The following is a 17,482-nucleotide window of genomic DNA, read 5'->3' as shown; positions in this document are numbered from 1 at the left end:
TGCTTTGCCTACCCTAGCTTTACCGACTTTAGATGTCTCTAGGGCAGGATTAGGGTAAAGTGATAGTTCCTATCCCTAATTCTTCTCCATGAGGTAATGTTGGTAATGCAGTAGCAACAGCTTTAGTAAATTCTCCAACTGGATCTATAGATGTATAAGTTCCAACGAAAATCTTATTATCTAACATAGAAGCTTCTTCCATCTTTTCATCACCAATAAGCTTAACTTCTTCGGCTGTTAAACCATAAATAGTCTCCCCTAATGTTTCATCTCCAAACATAGATATTACATCTTCAGGGAAATATCTAGCAGTAGTATATCCTTTTGCAGTTTCTTTCTTGTATTTTCCTTCATAAACCACTATTTGAGGTAAATCTAATTGAGCTAATAGTTCATTTAATGTAGCTAAAGTAACAATCTTGTCTGAGTTAACTCCATAAATAGCTTTTCTTACACTTGCACAACTGCAAATAGTTTTAACAACTTTTCTAGAAGTTAATGCCCTTGTTGGTCTTGAACCACTTTCATTTTCAACTGCATCAGCTAATGCTGCTAAATCATCTAGTGGAGTATCACTTTCAGGTGCTTGCCATGTAAATGCCTTTTTGTTTCCATTTGGAACTTTATAATCCATAGTTACTTTAATTTTATTTTCATTAATAGCAATTTTACCTGTAGATAATAACTCCATTCTCATAGCTTCAACTCTAACTCTAACTGAATCTGACATCTTTTCAGCATCATTGTAAAGTAAAGATAAGACAAAAGCTAATTCTGAATCTGTTCTTGGATTATTTATCTTAATGATTTCTTTTTCTGCAATTTTAATCTTTCTCTTAATAAGAGCTAAGCTTGCAACACCTTTTTCAATTGCTTCTCTTGATGCTAATTGAGTTTCTGCATCAAAAGCATGAACTTCTGCACTTACAGGAAGTCCCCCTGTTCCTAAGATCATGTCAAATTCAATATCTTGAATTTTACGCTCTGGGAAAAGTGATTCCCCTAACATTGGAGTAACTTTTCTTTCTTTAAAATAATTAACTAACTCATTTGTGTTAAAAACTTCTTCTAATCTTGGCATTTATTATTCACCTTCCTATCTAAATTTTATATTTGGTACTTTTGCTTTAGCAGCAGTTTTAGCACCTTCGTCAAAACCATCGAATACTCTATCTTCTCTTAAGTAACCTTCAACTATTATTGAAGCTGGAGCATCTCCATTTGTTACATCTACTGTTTTATAAAGAACCCCTATTGGATTACCTTCAAAACTTGATCCACTTGGTTTTACAACTGCACCTGTAGCATCAATGAAAGAACCAGCTTTTACAATTTTCTTTCCTTCGGCATTAGACTCAACACCACTTGCTACAACTGTTCCTGAAAAAGTAACTAAATTCTTTTCAGTAACTAAAATCTCCATATCATTTTCATAATTTGATCTTTTAAAATACATATTCTACTCCTCACTTTCACAATAAACTTTATCAATATTAAATTTTGATATACAAGGCCATAAGTGTTCAATTGTAACAATTACTTCACCATCGTTATTCTCATTAATTCCTTTTAAAACCCCTTTTATTTCACTTCCGTCGCTACCTCTAGCTATTACTTCTTTATTCATTTGAAATTCAGTAATATTCACTTTATCATCCTCCTTATTTATCACCCCAAGGATTACTTGGAGCACTTGATCTTGAATTGTTTTGAGCTGCAATAGAAGCCCCAATACTAATTGGTTTTCCATCTGATCCATTACCAGGTACATAACTAGACTGTTTCATTTTTTCAGTAACTATTGCCTCAAGTCCCTTTGACCAATCTTCAGCTATAGAGTCTATAACCTCCTTAGTCTTATCAAAATCTTCACCTAAGCACTTCTCAACTACACTAGCTGGCAGCTTCTTATCTTTTGCATATTTCATAGCTTCAGCTAAAAGATCTTTTCTTGCATTAGCTGCTTTTTCATCAGCTAGTTGTTTCTCTAAATCAGCTAACTTCTTAGCCATAGGATCAGTAACTAAATCTGGATACTTTTCCTTAATAAAAGGTTCAAGCTCCTTCTCTAAATTATTCTCCTTCCAAGTCTTTAAAGCTTTATTGTGATATTTATCATGTTCACTCTCCATATAAGCTTTAAAGTCTTTATCATTTTTCATTTTTTCCTTAAAGGCCTCTAAGGTAAGTCCACTTTCTTTTAGTGACTTAGCTAAATCACTATCTTTTACTAATTCATCAATATCTTGATCATCAGTAGCTTTTTCAATTAGTTTTAATAAATCTTTCTTTAACATATATCCTCCTTATCCCACAAACCTCTTTATGAGCCTTGTGACACAAAATTATTTAACTTAGTTAGTATTTATATCCCCTTGTACAAGAAAGCTTCCACAAGACGATTACAGGCAAAATAAAAAGCCTTAGTTTCCTAAGACTTAAATTTATCCATAATAAAAGCACCTACCCTTTAATTTAGTAAGTGCTTTTATAAAACCTTTTTCAATACTTCTTTATACAATTCTCTTAATGTCACATCTTTAAGATCTAAAGCTAATTCATCATCTTTATAATCTAAAAGTCCAACATCAGGTAAACATTCTTCTTTGTCTATGTTTTTATAAACCTTTTTTAAATCTAATATCTCAATACTAGCTAAATCATCAGTTTCTCCTACATAATGAAGAAGAACCTCATAATCTGGTGTTTCATATCCATCAGTAGTTATATTGTTACAATCATTTATAAAACAACATTTAGATATAATTTCATCATTTATTTCATTTAAGCTCAATGATTTTACTACTTTCGCCATAACAACACCTTCTTTTTTATATTATTATTTAAATACCTTTTATTAGGATAATATGCTGTAATTATATCACTATTAACTATCACTATCAAATCTTTTCCTTTTATATTTTTAATATATACATTTTTACCAAATGATAGTCTTATCTCATCTGGATTTTTTAAACTTTCTACTATTTCATCTATATTAGATGGATTTAAAAATTCCTTATGGTCCTCTAAGATATGCCAGTATTGATCTATACTTTTTCTACTTTTATTTATAACTTCTATAGGTGTTACTATTTCTTTTTTTATAGCTTTTTCCCAATACTTCATTCCATTTTTAGCTTCGTTTTCGTCCAAAATACCTGAATTAATTTGTGATCTTAATATCTCCCAATTACTTTTCTTAGCAAACAATTGTAAATTCATCACTAAATGTTTTTCATCATCTTTCTGGACATAAAAGCATTGACAATTTGGATGTCTAGGTAAACTTGGTCTATTAGAATCATCAACATTAAATACCTTATTATGATCACTCATACATTTATCACAAGCATTACACAAACAAGCATTATACCTAACTTTTTTAATTCCATATTCCTTGAAATAATTTTCTGTAACTTTACTTTCTATTCTAGCTATCTCTGTGTCAACTAATCTTTTCACATTATACTTATTAACATCAAATTGCTTTTCAATATGAGACTTAATTTGATTTGCATTTATTTTACCATTGAGAAAATCCTTAATCTCCTTATGAAGCATTTTGGAAATATCATTACCATTATTCCAAACTCTATCTGAGAATTTTAACCCTCTATAGTGTTCATTAACTAACTTTTCAATAAACCTTTTATTATCCTTTAACCCATAATATTTAAAATTCTTCTCTGCCACATCAACTAATATATTATTAATGGTTTCAGTAGAGTTCTTAATCTCAGCACCAAACATGCTTAAAATCAATTTGGATAGTTTATTGTAACAACTATCTTTTTCTTTTTTACTTAAGTTCAACACACTATCAACAATAGTGTAAGTAAGCAAAATCATAGCTATTTCTTTTAAAATATTTTCCTTATTTTCTTCCTGCTCCCTATATACTTTCTCTAAATCTTCCTCAGATGACTTATAAATATCTTCTAAAAATTTCTCTCTATCCATTATTCATCACCATGTCCTATATCAGGAATATTTTTCATTTCTTCTTGATTTTCTTCATCAACCTTTTTTCCTTCAGCTACCTTATTATTTACAAAACTCAACAAGCCTCTTCCAGTATCTTTTGAAACAACTCCTTCTGGTAGCTGAGCTAACATTTGAGCTGTTGCCAAATCATCACTAGGTATATTAGGAGTATATAAGAACTTAACATCTTTATAATCAAATTTCTTATTCTTTTTTATATCTAAATACTTAAATAGAAATCTAATTCTATTTTTAACCATGTTTTTATGTGCTTTTATTTCAAGTGAACACTTATTTTCCAATACGATCAATCTAGATCTTAAAGCTATACCACTTAAGTTGCTTTGTAATTTTTCATTATGATTAATGTGACATGAAAGTTGATACATTACATCCTCATATCTATCTAACGTATTTTGAATAAATGTATCATTAACATTTTTAATCAACCATTCTGCATCACTATTTTTATTTTTTAATTGAATTATTCCCAATTTCTTCATTTCAGGAATTTTTTCTGGCTCAACTGATGCATTTTTGAATAGCAAATAAGCATTTCTAAAATCGCTTATTTCATTACCAATGTCAGAAAGATTAGTTTCAAAAGCATCTTGAAGTCCCTTTAAATCTTTATAAAGGCTATCATCAACACCTTCTTCCGTTAAATCTCCAATAGTAACTGGCACTTCTCCAAAAATATTTGCAGTAGGCTGTGATATTTCATTAAATTTACTATCAAAGTGATAGATTTTATCTGATGTATAAACATCTATATAAGAAATTGTATTTTCAAAATCATTTTTAAAAGCATGAATAAAAAATAGAACTTTTCCTGATATACTATCAAAATAAGCATAGCCATCAGTTGGTTTTATAATCTTACTACAAAAATCCGCATTATCATCTATGTAATATATTTCATAAACCTTTGTGAAAATCAGTAAATATTTCATTAAATCAGAGTCATGTAATTCATTCCAATGAGCTGTATAGTATTCAATATTCTCAACAATTTCATCATTATCACTTCTGGACTCATAAGTAATATCATTTCCAACTGTATAGGCAACTTCTTCTCTTATAAACTTTTTAATATAATTGGTATTAATCTTAAGATTAGACCTTTCAGTAACAAATAAATACTTCCTTATAGCATCTGTATCCCCCCTATAATAGCGATACATCTTCAAGTAAATATTTCTAAAAACACGATATGATCCATACGCTTTCTTTACTAATTTAAGATGTTCTGGATTATTTAAATCTAATCCTATTTCTTTCTTAAATAACTTTTTTATTAATTCACTTATTTTCAACCTTCACACCTCCTACAAACCAAATAATCTTCTATCCAATAATTGAATTTGTATACTTCCTTCAATAGTATCTATCTTCAACCAAAATTCAGCAGATACATCAGCGGCATCATCATGTACTGTGAATTTTTGTCCAGCAAATTCCATAAGTTGATTTGTAAATTCTTCATCTTCTTCAGCAAAAATAAAAGTACCATTATTTACATATGGTACTATTGTTGAAATCTTATCATCCTTATTTTTTCTTTGCATTTCATTAATTATAGTTATATCTCTAAACTTCAGAATTGGATGTTCCTTAATTGCTTTTTCCAACTGGTTTGCATCAGCACCATTAAAGGTGTTCTTTTCAATATTTACATGGGTAATCTCTTCATACTCAAGCAGATAATCAACCATTTTCTGAATATATTTATCAAACTCTTTTCTAGCGTTTATTTTTTCTAACTTCGCTTTTCTAGCATACTTATTACCATTACTAGATTCAGAACCAACTAAAAATGCACAATAGTCATTGTTTGCACCACCACTTGCAGCAGGATCCACACAAAGCATAGTTTTAATAAAGTCATGAGTTTCTATAGTTTCTCTCGGTTCAGTACTTAATCTCTTAAAATATTTTTCACCTATAGAATCAACATCCCCTTGAACCTCTTGTTTAAAACTATTTGCATTTTCATAGTAATCTAACGCAAGCTCTAAGCAATCCCAGAATTCACTCCATAGAGTTTTAAATTGCATTTCCTTTTCATGCTCATAATAAAACTCTTTAGCATCTTCAAGTCTATCTTCATTTTTAAAGTTAAAAAGTATATCTCTAAATTCTTTCCATAGTCCAGTTGAAAAATAATGATCCAATCCATTAACTTTTTCCCCATTTTCATTGATAAAATCATCTATAAATACACCTTTATATTTCTTAAATTTCCAAGTTGCCGATTTCAATAACCTACTATAGAAACATTCTTTATGTTGCTGGGTTCCCCAAGCCATAAGAACGGTACCTTTTTTAACAATCTTACCATTTCTTTTAACTGGTCTTTGCTTTGCAAACTTAACGTCATCTGAGTATCTTTTCCACTTTTTCAACCTGGCTTCTTCTGTTCTAACATCCTCTTCAGATTGATAATCATCGAGAATGATTAAATCAGGTCTAGTATTTCTATATTTTCTACCTCTCATTGGTGAAGTAGAAGAAATTGCTTCAACAAATGTTCTATTAGTAAACTCTAATTGAGTTGCATTACACTTATAGTCCTTATTTGCATCATCAAGCAACTTTCCAAATGCATCTTCAATGTATTTATTTTCTATGACATTATCTTTTATATCCTTAATGAACTTTTCAGCAGTAGATCCTATATCAGAACAAATCAAAACATAAGTTTTATGTTTATAGGCCATACTCCAAATACTAGGTCCTAAAGTACCAAATGCACTTTTTCCAGTACCTCTTGAAACTACTCTACCTAATTGTTCTGGTCCATCACCAATAATAGAATCTTGGATATCCTCCCAAAGTTCGTGATGTACTTCAGCTAGTGGAGCTGCAGTATTATCTTCCTTAGGTAGATATATATCCTGTAAAAAATACAAACAAAAAAACTCTAGAGAAATCTGTCCTAGTTGCCATGCTAATCCATGGAACCCAAACAAATTCTTAGAGTTTTCAAGTATACGATTTTCTGTTAATTCCTCAGCCTTAGCTTCTGGAATACCTATATCAGTATAGGATTTTTTCAAATAGTGATAAAGCAACCATTTGTTTCTTGCTTCATCACTGGGGAACTCAAATGGTATATTCAAGCTTTATCACTCCTCTTTTTTATAAATTTATCGCAAAATTTTTGAGTTCTATTTCTAAATCTTTTACATATTGATGTTTTAATAATTTACACACATCATGATTATTATAACTTATTTGATTAACATATTCTAAGGAATCATATTTCCCATTTTCCTCATTTTTCAATGTTACTGTAAGGATAACTTGATTCTTAAAATTTCTAAGTATTTTTAATAATCTATTTTCTTTTTCTGTAGATAACTCACCATCACGATAACAATCTATTATTATTGGATAATTATGTTTTAGTACTTGTGCAAATGCACACATTTTAGCGATATAATACTCATTCCCCTCACTTCCTGAATACACTACACCTCGCTGTGAAAAAAGACCTTCAAATTTCAAATTACCTTTCGGATCTATGCTTTTGTATACTTCATACATTTTATTAGTTAATTCATTATTTAATATATTTTTCTGGTTTTTAATTTCTTCTACATCATTTTCATTTATTTCCAGAGACTTCATCAACTCATTAATTTCTTTATCAATTGATACAATACGTTCATCTGCGTTTGAAGCACTACTTATATCATTTTTCATAAATAAAATCATTTCTAGACTTATATCATCTATTGCTAATATTTTTTTTAATTCTAACTGTTTTTTATTAATATCTAGTGTAATATCTTCTATTTCTTCAGCATATAAATCTATTTTTTCCTTAATTGAATTTATTATTTGTCTTCTGATTTCCACACTTGATATATCAAATGTACAATTATTATCTTTTGATGTATACCCAATATTAGTTGAACTACACTCAAGACAGTGTAACTCTCCGACTTTTAAAGTTTGATTTAATGAATTTAACTCTTTTAGGGTTATTTCATTTTTTGTTTTCCTAGCAATAGATTTATTTCTACTTTTAGTTAGTTCAACTATAGTATTTTTTAGTTCTTCCATTTTAGTTAGCAGTTTTTCTAATTGTTCTCGATCTGTTGACATATTGACTAACCGTGATACATCAGTTTTTGATTTTAATATTTTATTTTCTTTTTTTAATAATTTTTTTTCTTCTTTCAAAGCAAAAATCTTGTTATTTATTTCATCTTTATTGATATCATTTTCTAAAAATAAAGGAATTCCATAATAACTATAAATCATATTAATAAAATCCTGTTTATTATAATATCCATTATTAAAAATATTTGATGTATTTTTTTTATCTTGACCAACAAAAAATATTTGAAAAAATAAGACAGGATCAACAATTTTCTTCCTTTTATCTTTTATAATTATAGGTAATGAAAAAATATTTTTATCAAAAAATCTCTTAAACTCTGTTAAAGAATCCTGTATATATAAATTTCCACCTTTTACAACCACAAATGTGTCTTTTTTTCTACATATCTTTATATCTTCTCCATCTATTTCGAATTCTACTATATGATAGTATTGTTGAAAAGGAAATGATGAAGGAAATATTGGATCATTTCCCATTGCATATAGCATTGACTGTATTACAATAGTTTTACCTTTGTTATTGTCATCACTAAATATAATATTTATACCATCATTAAACCTATTCTCAATAAATGCTTCATCCTTATTGCCTACAATTACTTTCTTAATCTGCATACATACCATCCTTTACAATTGCCATGAAATACTTTACTGATACTACATCTAACAAGTCCATTCTATTTAATATTCTCCTATCAAGATTCCTATACAATATGTCTATTGTTTCATTAGGATTTTTTGATAACACTTCATAAATATTACTAAAAAATTTCCAAAAATTATCTGCATTATTCTTATCAAATAGCATTTTTGCAATACTCAATTGACAATCTTCTAACTTATCTTTTTTAATTTCTTGAGGAAATTTAGAATATATATCTATAAAAGAATGTGGAACTCCTTTTTGCATAATATTATTATTTACTAATCTACTTAAAACCATCATTCTAATTTCATTTACATTTAAATGTCGATTATAATATAAAAACTCATCTGTAGTTCTTATAGTTACACCTTCAATATTCCCATTATTTTTCTTAGCTGATTGAGCGTCTCTTATTTGATTAAATATTTGTTCTAAAACAATATCGTCTGGAATAATAATAGGATTCACTTCAATAATACTCTTTACATATTCACACTTGGTTTTATCATCGACCACAAAACTAACTTTACTTAAAAAATCTTCTATTGATTTATCAGTTATCTTACTTTCATCTATATATCCTTTTTTCCTACTTTCTTCAACTAAACCCTCTTTAATTTTTTCAATCGCCTTAGCTTTAATATTGTCAATACCAAAAATGGTTATTTTATTATCAATTCTAACTGAGTTTGAAACTCCACCTAAAAATATAATGTATGATTCAAAATTTATTTCTGAAATATAATTTTTTAGTAGTGTTACTAATTCCTTTCCAAGTTGTTTGGGAGAAGTATTTTTATTTCCTTTAGATTGGACATCCCATAATTTATCTGAAAACCTATCTACACCTGTTAAATCATTAAAAAAATCTACAACAAAATAATATACTTCTTTGCAATCTTTTGAAAAATTCATTAAATACAATAATGCTTTAGTTTCATACTCAGCTCCACTAGCTGTTGTCTTTTCCGATGATTGTATTTTATATTCCACAGTATCCCCCTATATATTATATATAATTATTAAATTAAATATATCTTAATATACATAATTATAGGTTAATATACTTTTTTTTACAATAATCTACTTTAAAGAATTCCTAATTCTTTATCAAGCTTAAACAAGTGCGCTATGTGGATTTTTTATATTTTTTAGACTTTATTACTTCTCTAAGATAATTAGACTCATATTCTTGGATAAATTTCTTACATCCACAATGAGCACATGCAATATATCTATTATATAATAAAAAGAACCCTCAATTATGAGAGTTCTTCAATTAATTGCACATATTTTGCAATGTTTGCCACATACCCAAAAAAACAGGTCCATATTTTGCTGTTGCTGCTATAAACTTTGGAACAATATGTTTAAATGTATCTTTATTATTATTATTATCTTTAAGTTCATTTACTATACTTAAAGCCTCTTTTTTCTCATTATCATCATTAATATTTTCATTAATTAGTTTAATAATATCTTCAAATACATCTACTGAATTATTGTTTTGTGTATTATTATTACCTATAGCTAAATTTCCATTAGTATTACTTACACTCCCAATATTTATTATGCTCATATATTTAGCATTTACCTCCTCTTCTTCTGGAAGATCTTCAATCAAATCATCTATTCTGAATAAAATCTCCCTAAAACATGGAGTAACAATTTCATTATTCCATATTTCTGCATTTTCATGTAAAGACTTCTGCTTAAATACATTATATAAAAAATCAAGTTCAATTAACTTATCGTCATAATTTGAAAAATATTTAATTTTTTTAAGTACATATGCTATTTGATAATCTATAGAATCTGGAATATTCAGTTCAATCCATCCACAATCGGCTTCTTCAACGTTACTAACATCTAATTTAAAGAAAGGATCTGTTAAGAACTTTAGAACTTTATCAGATTCTAAAAGATTACTAAATCTTTTTATGTTAACATGGTACATAGTTCTTCCAACATTGTTAACAACATCTTCCATACAAGCTTGAATATTTCTTCTTGCTCTCATAATTTCCTTTTTATTAAACATACTAACCACTACTTTCACCTCCTCCCATAGAAATAATTCTACAGAATTTGGCATTTTCCTTTATTTAAATATATCAAATATACTAAAAGTTGTCTTTTTATATACTTTATTATAAGCAGCTTTCTTTGGATCCTTTAACCATCCTGTACCTTTCTTTCCATAGCCAGGTATCACAGCTTTCTTCACTGCTCTTTTTGCTTTACCAGTAGTTCTTGCTTTTATACTTTTCTTTAGTGAAGGTTTCCTCATACCTATTTTCATAACAAACACCCTCTTAAAACCTGTATTAGCCTTGTACAGCCTCTTTATTTTTAACCAATAACTTATTTTCTAACACCTTCACAAGCCTAATACACTACTTATTTTCATATTGCTTAATTAATTTATAGAAAGATGTCTTTTTCATACTGGTTAATTCCATAGCTTTTACAGCTGTAATTTTTCCATCCTTCAATTTCGTATAAACCTCTTCCCAATTATCAGGATAAGATATTCTTGGCCTTCCAAATTTCTTACCTTTGGATTTAGCTGCTGCGATTCCCTCAGCCTGTCTTTGTTTTATCTTAAGTCTTTCTTTTTCAGCCATATAACTAAGTAACTCAAATACTATATTAGATATTAAAGTTTTTTCTAAATCAGATTTCCCAACAGTATTAAGTATCGGAGTATCTATAACAACTATGCTTATTCCTTTTCTTTCAAGGGACTGCCATTCTTCCTTAATCATAGTCATATCTCTACCAAGTCTATCAAGTTCTTTAATTATTAATGTATCACCAGAACGTAATAAACTATTCTTTAATGTTTGATAACCTTCTCTATTAAAGTCTTTACCAGATTGTTTATCAGTTATTATATCTCTTTCTTGAATTTCAATATTATTATCTTCGCAATATTTAAGAACACTTTCTCTTTGTCTATCAAGATTCTGGTCTTTAGTAGAAACTCGTAAATAAGCAAAAGTTTTATTCATCACAAACACCTCGGTTTTTCAAAAATATTATAGAAATTGTGTAACTGGTCAAACGGGGAATTTCCACTTATCATTTTAGAAGGTACCCCTACAGCTCTTATCTATAAATACATTATAAACCCATCGTTCGCAAAAGTAAATATATTTTAACGAACGTTTATAAAGTGTTTTCAACACTTATTTGAACCAAAATATAATAATGTTATATTAGTTTGTAATACTCTACCATTACGAACTACTTAACAACAGTTAAATTCTTGATATCTTCAAGCTCCTTCTTTAATTGGTTACTATCTTTATTATTATTATTATCACCAGGATCACTATTATCTTCCTTAGCAGCAGTAGGAACACCAAGAGATCTGTCTAATAGATACTTAATAGCGTTATATTTAACACGTTGGTCAGTACTTTCTTTAGCTAATTTAAGCATTTCGTCAGCTAAATAATCAACCTTACCAGTAATTTTGTCATTAGCAGACTTTCTAAGCTGTGCTCTTCGTGACTCTAGCTCAGCCTTAAATTCTTCATTCTTTAACCATCTATACAACTGAGATCTATATATTCCTGTTTCTTTAGCAATCTCAGTCATCTTGTGCCCTTCAAGCATTAAATCTATTACATTACTTTGCATTTCACTAACATTACTCATATATAAACCTCCTTAAATAAAAATGAGACACCTTTTTTAGATGTCTCTGTCTTTGATATTTTTCTATATTACTATTATATAATGTCATAATACATCTATGTTAAACTCTCATTAATCACATATGAATTAATCTTGAATGTAGTCTTAATCACTTATTAATAATGGTATTAATTTATTAATTACCTTATTCTTATAATCACATGATGTTTGCTCAGTGACACTAAATATACTAGCAATATATTTATTTGCTTTTTTATTAAAGTATCTTTCTCTAATTAATAGCTGTTCATCTTCTAATAATGATTCATAAGCATCACCTATATTAGCAACTTCTATTTCTTTTAATCTAATCTTATTTTTAATTCTTTGGATCTTCTCTGCTCTCTTAATAACTTCATTCTCTACATCAGAATTAAATTTATTAGTTGAACCTGTCTTCTCTTCATATCCTATAGCTCCAGTTCCTCTATAATCATTTTCTAATATTTCTAAATCTCTTTTTAATATTTTTATTTCAGCAACTGTGTTTTTATAGTTATAAAGCATTGCTTCTACTCTTTTAAATTTATCATTTGTACTCATAAAATCCTCCTTAATCGTTGGTATTAGACTTAATTAAGTAAGGGTACTAAGATACTAAGATGAGTACTAAGATAAAAAATACATCTTAGTACCCCTTCAAAGTGTTTATTTAACTTACTTTATAAGTGTTTTTTCATTCAAAAAAGGTACTAAGATATATATATATTTCTTTATATATATAAATAACTTTTTTTGAGAAGTAGTAATTTTATAATAAAGAAGTTAAATTTATCTTAGTCATCTTAGTCCTATATATTCTAAACCGTTGCTATTACTGCGTTTGTATGGGACTAAGATGTTATAAAAGTATCTTAGTCCATCTTAGTACTATCTTAGTTTAATTAAATTCCAAAGCCACCATTAGCAATATCTAATTGACTTTCTAGATATCTTAATTTTTCTTTTGTCATTTTAATATCTTCTTGGATTTTTGCTTTTAAGCTTTCTATAGCATCTTCTTCTGTTAATCCACAGCATGTGTTATACATTGATTCCTTTTTAATAATATGAGTGAATTCTTCCAAATCTATTGTATAAGTAGTTTCTGTCTCATCAATAATTTCATATGAATTAACCTTAAGTTCTATTGGAGTTGTGCTTGCAATGTACATTTTCATTTTTATTCCCCCTTTATAAATATTGAAATTCTTTTACCATTTACTTTTGATTGTTTTGTAATATACCCATGCTTACAAATTTCTCTACTAAAAGCTATACGTGATAAATGTTTCAACCCATTCTCACTGCAATATGTTTGATATTGAAGATATACATCTTTAGTTGATTCATTTTCAATTTTTCCTTCCTCTAAAAATCCTAGTATTGGATTATTACGTTTTTCGTAATCTTCCCAAGCATCATTAACTGATTTAGGTGTTGTAAATTCCCTATTATATAAAATTCTATCTAATCCTTCTAATGCTATTTTTAATAAATATTCTAATGACTCTGATGATAAAAGCTTGTCTACTATAAATGGATCATAATCAGGATCTGATTTACTAAACTTAGCATTGAAAGGGATGAATATGATACGACGTTTAAGTCCATCGCTCAGATCATTGATTCTAGGAATTTCATTACATGAGAAAATTAGTTTTGAATAGTTCTCAAAATCAAAAGGATCTTTACCCTTTCTTTCTACATTAACTGTTTCTCCAGTAACTAATTTTTTAAAGGTACTATTATCTTCAATATAACCATTGCTAATATCATCACCTATATTGGCCAACTTACCTTCTAATTGGAATGTACGGAAACGATCATTCAATTCATTCAGAGCCACACTTGAAATATTCTCTTTACCAATGAGTCTTTTGATTACATCCAGTAAAGTAGATTTACCATTAGCACCTGAACCAGTTAAAATAAAGCATTTTCCAAGCTCATTCCTTCTAAATAATATATAACCAATCATTTCTTCTATAAGCATTCTAAGTTGTTTATCATCACATGATATTTTATTTAATGTCTTGTCCATAATTTCTGAATACGCAGTTGGATTATAATTAATTGGCACCTTATTTTTAATCTTATAATCAGAACTAAATTCTAATAACTGTTTTGTTTCCAAGTTTAATACTCCATTGTTTAAAGATATCAATGTTGGAGTTTCCATTCTTACTTCTTCAGATTTAAGTTCCAGGTACCTCATTACTTCCAATCTTGGAGTCCTTGTTGAATTGACAATGTACTGAAGCATAATTCTTTCAATCTCATCTGTTTCAGATGTATAATAACCTTGCTTATATACATGAAGATTATCATTTATTTTTACAACATTATGTTCTCTAATTAAATAAGTAGCTAGTTTTTCATACTGTAGCTTTCCTTTAATGTAAAAAGACTCCTTAAGAAAGGCCTTATCTCTTAATATAACTTCTAATTCTTTATCACTAACTGGTTCCTTAAGTATAAATTGATTAATTACTTTTATTACTTCTCTTATCTCATTCTTAGTAAGTGATTGCTGCTGAAGAGTTAAAATATAAGCAAATAACGTATCATTTCTTCCGTCACCTTCCTGGAGTTTAGAGAAATCTGTAGAAAATCTTTTACTCAATGGAATTAACCATACAGGAAGCTTGTCTAGTGAATCAGTTGAATAAATAACTTTACGAGTTTTACCATTTAACCTTATCGGAGTTACTACATTTTGATGTGGATACTTAGTTTCTGTTTTTATTCCTAATGGAGTATAATAATGCTGCTTATTTGACTTAATATTAGTGTTAGCAAAGTGAAAATGCATACCACTCGATGTTTGGATAATTATACAGTTAGTATTTAATTTTTCAATTATTTTCTTTACTTTAAGAGCTTTATCCATATCATCAATATCAACCATAATGGTGCTTGGTTTAAGTGTAGCTCCATAGTCCTTCTGGGTTTTTATTTCTTCGTAAGGAATTGAATTTTCTTCTGATACAGACTGAACATTTGGTTTTTTAGTTCCAGTAATTAAAGGATAATAATGTTCAAATATTAAGTCATATACCTTTTTATCATTAGTTTTTTTCATGATTTACCTCCCTATTCTTTAATTACTATTTTATCACTTTTATAGTATAATTAGGATTATAAAAGTGAGGTGATTTTAAATGCGTTTAGATAATGATTGTATTAGGGATATAATGTTATATATTGAAGATCATACTGACTATGAAAAGTCTCGTACGGATGTAGATACTTTGTGTAACTTCTTTGAAGATAAATATGATTTAAATAAAATCTACTACCATCTATCTAAGCTAAATGAAGCTGGATTAGTTCCAGTAACTTTTGGTGGAAATAGACCGATAATTACTAGAGCTCTTACATGGGAAGGTCATCAATATTTAGATAACATTCGTGAAGATCATATTTGGAAAGCCGTGAAAGAAAAAGCTAATACAGTTGGATCTGTTTCTTTACAAGTAATGATTCCACTAGCAACAGCTATAATTCAACAGAAATTAGGTCTAAGTTAAAGGGAGAGCTTGTCTCCCTTTCTTAGTTATTATCTCTATAAAGTTGGTTAACTTCACATTCTAATAACACTTTTAATTTCTTAGCTCTTCTTAGCATACTTCTCATTAATTCTTCCTGCTGTTTAGATGTCCTATTTTTATGAAAGAGTTCCACGCTATCTTCATTTAAATCGTTTATCAATTTTTCTATTTGCTTCATTTAAATTATCCTTTCTTAGAATTGCGAATAAAAAATACCGCATATTCTTTTTGAATAATACGGTATTTTAGCAACTTATATTTAATTTTGTATTCATAAAAATTTAAGATTGTTGGTTATTATAGTTATCAATTGCTTTTAATATCTTATATAATGAATCACATAAAAATTTAAAAATAACTATTATACCTACTGGTTTACAAATAGTTCCTAAATAAAATATTCCTATAGCTATATATTGTCCTATTTCTGAAGATGCACCTGATGTTCTTGCTAAGCATATTAGAATAAACCCAATAAAATATACTATACCACCAATAAATATCCCTCTAACTATTTTGTCTGCTCTATTTTCTAAAAACATATTAATATTCTCCCTCCTTTAATGTGTTATTTATTTTTATATGAAATTTATTTTTATAATATACCTATAGCAATCATTATTGTTTGAACAAAAATTTTACAAAACAAAATAAATATCTTAATATAATAACTTATATCTCAATAATAGTAACATATTAATTCTCAATACCTGTTAAAAACAACAACTTACATTTACTAGTTAATTATACCATATACTACAAATACCGCACTATTCAATTTTCAAAGATCACTTTTTAACGCTTTCTAATTAACACCTGAATCACTCATTAATACTAAAATCTATTTTATTAATATAAATAAGAGTACATGATTTTAATCTCATTTCACTATCATAATTATTTTTATAATACTCATACATTTCATTAAATTTATTTCTTCTAAAGGTTATAATTTTATGACCTATTGGTTCAGAAATCTTTAGAGTTATCTTTCTAATATCTTCATCAGCAATACACATTTCAAATATTTTTAAAAACTTCTTTTTATCCATCTCTTCATCTCCTTACTTCATACTTTCTTAGTATTACGACATAAAAAATACCGCATATTCATTTTGAATAATACGGTACTGTTATTAATTTAATATTTAATTTTATCTTCGTAATACTTTAAAACAAAGCCTTGAATTAATACAGATTAAAATAGCTTAATAGAAGTCTCAATAGATTTGAACATACATAAATCATCGCAAATATTTTTGCCTTTGCATAGTTTTTATTTTTTAAACCAATCAAAAAACAAACAATCATTGCAATAAATGAAACTAGGATAACAATAGCAAGTGAGTATCTAAATAGCTCTTGAATACTAACAGTCATTTTATTATAGCCCCCTTATTCAACTATATGTAAATCATACTATTACAAATTCATTATAACATATTTTGTAAATACCGTACTATTCAATTTTCAAAGATCA

At 27.9% G+C, this 17,482-nt stretch carries 21 protein-coding genes; 1 reads left to right on the top strand and 20 read right to left on the bottom strand.

All coding sequences use genetic code 11. The features are described from left to right. Positions 1-49: 49 nt before the first annotated feature. From DR024_RS16490 to DR024_RS16410, 17 genes are all read right to left on the bottom strand, one after another. Positions 50-1,081: a major capsid protein gene (locus DR024_RS16490; protein WP_111919297.1), complete on the bottom strand. Its 1,032-nt coding sequence runs from the start codon at positions 1,079-1,081 to the stop codon at positions 50-52. Between the two features lie 15 nt (positions 1,082-1,096). Next, positions 1,097-1,456, bottom strand: a complete 360-nt coding sequence (locus tag DR024_RS16485; protein ID WP_174887832.1) for a hypothetical protein — start codon at positions 1,454-1,456, stop codon at positions 1,097-1,099. A 3-nt stretch (positions 1,457-1,459) separates the two neighbouring features. Then, entirely contained in the window at positions 1,460-1,648 is a 189-nt protein-coding gene (locus DR024_RS16480) for a hypothetical protein (protein ID WP_111919295.1), read from the bottom strand. A 13-nt stretch (positions 1,649-1,661) separates the two neighbouring features. Further along, a complete protein-coding gene (locus tag DR024_RS16475; protein ID WP_111919293.1) occupies positions 1,662-2,297 on the bottom strand; it encodes a DUF4355 domain-containing protein in 636 nt (211 codons plus the stop codon). Between the two features lie 191 nt (positions 2,298-2,488). Further along, entirely contained in the window at positions 2,489-2,815 is a 327-nt protein-coding gene (locus DR024_RS16470; RefSeq protein WP_111919291.1) for a hypothetical protein, read from the bottom strand. Continuing rightward, positions 2,803-3,963 (bottom strand): minor capsid protein, encoded by a 1,161-nt coding sequence (locus tag DR024_RS16465; RefSeq protein ID WP_111919289.1) that lies wholly within the window; start codon positions 3,961-3,963, stop codon positions 2,803-2,805. The genes DR024_RS16470 and DR024_RS16465 overlap by 13 nt, the downstream gene beginning before the upstream one ends. Next, positions 3,963-5,303 carry a phage portal protein gene (locus tag DR024_RS16460; RefSeq protein WP_111919288.1) on the bottom strand — a complete coding sequence of 447 codons (1,341 nt, stop codon included), beginning with the start codon at positions 5,301-5,303 and terminating at the stop codon, positions 3,963-3,965. The genes DR024_RS16465 and DR024_RS16460 overlap by 1 nt, the downstream gene beginning before the upstream one ends. A gap of 12 nt (positions 5,304-5,315) precedes the next feature. Continuing rightward, entirely contained in the window at positions 5,316-7,109 is a 1,794-nt protein-coding gene (locus tag DR024_RS16455; protein ID WP_111919286.1) for a hypothetical protein, read from the bottom strand. A gap of 19 nt (positions 7,110-7,128) precedes the next feature. Then, positions 7,129-8,733 (bottom strand): hypothetical protein, encoded by a 1,605-nt coding sequence (locus DR024_RS16450; protein ID WP_111919284.1) that lies wholly within the window; start codon positions 8,731-8,733, stop codon positions 7,129-7,131. After that, the gene (locus DR024_RS16445) at positions 8,723-9,757 is read right to left on the bottom strand and encodes a hypothetical protein (RefSeq protein ID WP_111919282.1); all 1,035 of its coding nucleotides are present in this window, start codon (positions 9,755-9,757) and stop codon (positions 8,723-8,725) included. The genes DR024_RS16450 and DR024_RS16445 overlap by 11 nt, the downstream gene beginning before the upstream one ends. A 286-nt stretch (positions 9,758-10,043) precedes the next feature. Next, on the bottom strand, positions 10,044-10,814 hold the full coding sequence (locus DR024_RS16440) for a hypothetical protein (protein ID WP_111919280.1): 771 nt from the start codon (positions 10,812-10,814) through the stop codon (positions 10,044-10,046). 51 nt (positions 10,815-10,865) lie between these two features. Further along, entirely contained in the window at positions 10,866-11,066 is a 201-nt protein-coding gene (locus DR024_RS16435; protein ID WP_111919278.1) for a hypothetical protein, read from the bottom strand. 94 nt (positions 11,067-11,160) lie between these two features. Then, positions 11,161-11,778 (bottom strand): recombinase family protein, encoded by a 618-nt coding sequence (locus DR024_RS16430; RefSeq protein ID WP_111919276.1) that lies wholly within the window; start codon positions 11,776-11,778, stop codon positions 11,161-11,163. A gap of 235 nt (positions 11,779-12,013) precedes the next feature. Continuing rightward, positions 12,014-12,430: a helix-turn-helix domain-containing protein gene (locus tag DR024_RS16425; RefSeq protein WP_111919274.1), complete on the bottom strand. Its 417-nt coding sequence runs from the start codon at positions 12,428-12,430 to the stop codon at positions 12,014-12,016. Positions 12,431-12,574: 144 nt separating this feature from the next. Continuing rightward, a complete protein-coding gene (locus DR024_RS16420) occupies positions 12,575-13,012 on the bottom strand; it encodes an RNA polymerase subunit sigma (protein ID WP_111919272.1) in 438 nt (145 codons plus the stop codon). Between the two features lie 341 nt (positions 13,013-13,353). Then, on the bottom strand, positions 13,354-13,629 hold the full coding sequence (locus tag DR024_RS16415) for a hypothetical protein (protein WP_111919270.1): 276 nt from the start codon (positions 13,627-13,629) through the stop codon (positions 13,354-13,356). Between the two features lie 2 nt (positions 13,630-13,631). Beyond that, a complete protein-coding gene (locus DR024_RS16410) occupies positions 13,632-15,533 on the bottom strand; it encodes a phage/plasmid primase, P4 family (RefSeq protein WP_111919268.1) in 1,902 nt (633 codons plus the stop codon). Positions 15,534-15,612: 79 nt separating this feature from the next. Between DR024_RS16410 and DR024_RS16405 the strand changes: the two genes are divergently transcribed. Next, entirely contained in the window at positions 15,613-15,981 is a 369-nt protein-coding gene (locus DR024_RS16405) for a DUF2513 domain-containing protein (protein ID WP_111919266.1), read from the top strand. A 22-nt stretch (positions 15,982-16,003) separates the two neighbouring features. Here DR024_RS16405 and DR024_RS17825 read toward each other — a convergent pair whose 3' ends face one another. The 3 genes from DR024_RS17825 to DR024_RS16395 all read right to left on the bottom strand — a co-directional run bounded on the left by DR024_RS17825 (position 16,004) and on the right by DR024_RS16395 (position 17,054). Beyond that, complete coding sequence (locus tag DR024_RS17825; protein ID WP_156333926.1) at positions 16,004-16,180, bottom strand: hypothetical protein; 177 nt, start codon at positions 16,178-16,180, stop codon at positions 16,004-16,006. Positions 16,181-16,283: 103 nt separating this feature from the next. After that, complete coding sequence (locus tag DR024_RS16400; RefSeq protein WP_055253759.1) at positions 16,284-16,544, bottom strand: hypothetical protein; 261 nt, start codon at positions 16,542-16,544, stop codon at positions 16,284-16,286. Between the two features lie 279 nt (positions 16,545-16,823). Further along, on the bottom strand, positions 16,824-17,054 hold the full coding sequence (locus tag DR024_RS16395) for a hypothetical protein (protein ID WP_055253757.1): 231 nt from the start codon (positions 17,052-17,054) through the stop codon (positions 16,824-16,826). Positions 17,055-17,482 lie beyond the last annotated feature (428 nt).

Origin of the sequence: Clostridium paraputrificum, from assembly GCF_900447045.1 — a bacterium.
GTDB classification, from domain to species: Bacteria; Bacillota; Clostridia; order Clostridiales; family Clostridiaceae; genus Clostridium; species Clostridium paraputrificum.
Note: the sequence above shows the minus strand (reverse complement) of the source record. Positions and strands in the feature narration are given on the sequence as shown.

What these genes read in the sequence shown, in the direction of transcription:
- DR024_RS16490 (WP_111919297.1), bottom strand. Translation starts at nt 1,081, where the DNA reads ATGCCAAGATTAGAAGAAGTTTTTAACACAAATGAGTTAGTTAATTAT.
- DR024_RS16450 (WP_111919284.1), bottom strand. Translation starts at nt 8,733, where the DNA reads ATGCAGATTAAGAAAGTAATTGTAGGCAATAAGGATGAAGCATTTATT.
- DR024_RS16410 (WP_111919268.1), bottom strand. Translation starts at nt 15,533, where the DNA reads ATGAAAAAAACTAATGATAAAAAGGTATATGACTTAATATTTGAACAT.
- DR024_RS16465 (WP_111919289.1), bottom strand. Translation starts at nt 3,963, where the DNA reads ATGGATAGAGAGAAATTTTTAGAAGATATTTATAAGTCATCTGAGGAA.
- DR024_RS16405 (WP_111919266.1), top strand. Translation starts at nt 15,613, where the DNA reads ATGCGTTTAGATAATGATTGTATTAGGGATATAATGTTATATATTGAA.
- DR024_RS16400 (WP_055253759.1), bottom strand. Translation starts at nt 16,544, where the DNA reads ATGTTTTTAGAAAATAGAGCAGACAAAATAGTTAGAGGGATATTTATT.
- DR024_RS16470 (WP_111919291.1), bottom strand. Translation starts at nt 2,815, where the DNA reads ATGGCGAAAGTAGTAAAATCATTGAGCTTAAATGAAATAAATGATGAA.
- DR024_RS16475 (WP_111919293.1), bottom strand. Translation starts at nt 2,297, where the DNA reads ATGTTAAAGAAAGATTTATTAAAACTAATTGAAAAAGCTACTGATGAT.
- DR024_RS16435 (WP_111919278.1), bottom strand. Translation starts at nt 11,066, where the DNA reads ATGAAAATAGGTATGAGGAAACCTTCACTAAAGAAAAGTATAAAAGCA.
- DR024_RS16485 (WP_174887832.1), bottom strand. Translation starts at nt 1,456, where the DNA reads ATGTATTTTAAAAGATCAAATTATGAAAATGATATGGAGATTTTAGTT.
- DR024_RS16395 (WP_055253757.1), bottom strand. Translation starts at nt 17,054, where the DNA reads ATGGATAAAAAGAAGTTTTTAAAAATATTTGAAATGTGTATTGCTGAT.
- DR024_RS16430 (WP_111919276.1), bottom strand. Translation starts at nt 11,778, where the DNA reads ATGAATAAAACTTTTGCTTATTTACGAGTTTCTACTAAAGACCAGAAT.
- DR024_RS17825 (WP_156333926.1), bottom strand. Translation starts at nt 16,180, where the DNA reads ATGAAGCAAATAGAAAAATTGATAAACGATTTAAATGAAGATAGCGTG.
- DR024_RS16415 (WP_111919270.1), bottom strand. Translation starts at nt 13,629, where the DNA reads ATGAAAATGTACATTGCAAGCACAACTCCAATAGAACTTAAGGTTAAT.
- DR024_RS16425 (WP_111919274.1), bottom strand. Translation starts at nt 12,430, where the DNA reads ATGAGTAATGTTAGTGAAATGCAAAGTAATGTAATAGATTTAATGCTT.
- DR024_RS16420 (WP_111919272.1), bottom strand. Translation starts at nt 13,012, where the DNA reads ATGAGTACAAATGATAAATTTAAAAGAGTAGAAGCAATGCTTTATAAC.